The following is a 1,121-nucleotide window of genomic DNA, read 5'->3' on the forward strand; positions in this document are numbered from 1 at the left end:
CCCGGCCCCGCCGAGCCAGCTCCAGCGGCGGGCCGCCAGGGCGAGCGGAACGGCGATCAGCAGGCCCAGGAGCACGGCGAAAAAGGTCAGTTCGAGATGTTCGAGCACCGCGTTCCAGAGGATCTGGCGACGGCTGGTCAGATAGGCGCCGCAGATCCACTCATTGCGCGCGAGGCAGTCGTCCGGAGGCGCGGTCACGCGTCCATTGCAGCCTCGTGGGACGGCTGACCGCGCGTCGTGTTGGACCGTACGGGGCTCACACCGTGACCGGCAGTGCCGCCAGCCCTCGGATGACGAAGTTGGGCTTGCGCTCGGGCTCGCCCGCCGGGCTCAGTCCGGGCGCCAGATCGAGCAGCGCGGCCATGGACGCGGCCAGTTCGATACGGGCCAGCGGCGCGCCGATGCAGTAGTGGATGCCCGCGCTGAAGGAGATATGAGGATTGTCGTGGCGGGACAGGTCCAGCCTGTCCGGGACGGTGAAGGCCGCCGGATCGTGGTTGGCGGAGCCGAAGAGGAGGGCGACTTCGGCGCCGCGCGGGATGGTGGTGCCGCCGATCTCCACCGGGTCGAGCACCCAGCGTTCGAAGAGCTGGAGCGGCGTGTCGTAGCGCATCAGCTCCTCGACGGCGGTGGGCAGCAGGGTCCGGTCCCCGCGCAGGGCGGCGAGCTGCGCGGGATTCCGGAAGAGCGCGTGCCAGCCGTTGACGGTGGCGTTGACCGTCGCCTCGTGTCCTGCGTTCAGCAGCAGCGCGCAGGTGGCGACCATCTCGGCCTCGGTCAGCTTCTCGCCTTCGTCATGGGCGACGATGAGTCCCGAGATCAGATCCTCGCCGGGCTTCTCGCGCCGTACGGCGATCAGCTCGCGCAGATACGCGGAGAACTCCAGCGAGGCGGTGACCGCGCGGCGGGCCGTCTCCTCCGGCGGGTTCAGCTCGTACATCGCGCAGATCGCCGCCGACCAGGGCCGCAGCAGCGGGCGGTCCGTCGCGGGGACACCGAGCATCTCGGCTATGACGGCGACGGGCAGCGGCTCGGCGACCGAGGTCAGCAGATCGCCGCCGCCCTCGGCCACGAGCCGCTCGACCAGTCCGGCCGCGAGTGCGCGCGCATACGGCTTTAGC

At 70.7% G+C, this 1,121-nt stretch carries 1 protein-coding gene and 1 pseudogene; both read right to left on the bottom strand.

Annotation, left to right across the window (positions count from 1 at the left end; translation table 11 throughout):
- Positions 1-198 (bottom strand): annotated as a pseudogene (locus GA0115259_RS38030) (ABC transporter permease); the annotation flags it as partial.
- A 58-nt stretch (positions 199-256) separates the two neighbouring features.
- Positions 257-1,121 (bottom strand): cytochrome P450 (locus GA0115259_RS38035; protein WP_093605180.1); only part of this gene is annotated, 865 nt, incomplete at its 5' end.

It is taken from the genome of Streptomyces sp. MnatMP-M17 (assembly GCF_900091995.1).
Classification (GTDB): Bacteria; Actinomycetota; Actinomycetes; order Streptomycetales; family Streptomycetaceae; genus Streptomyces.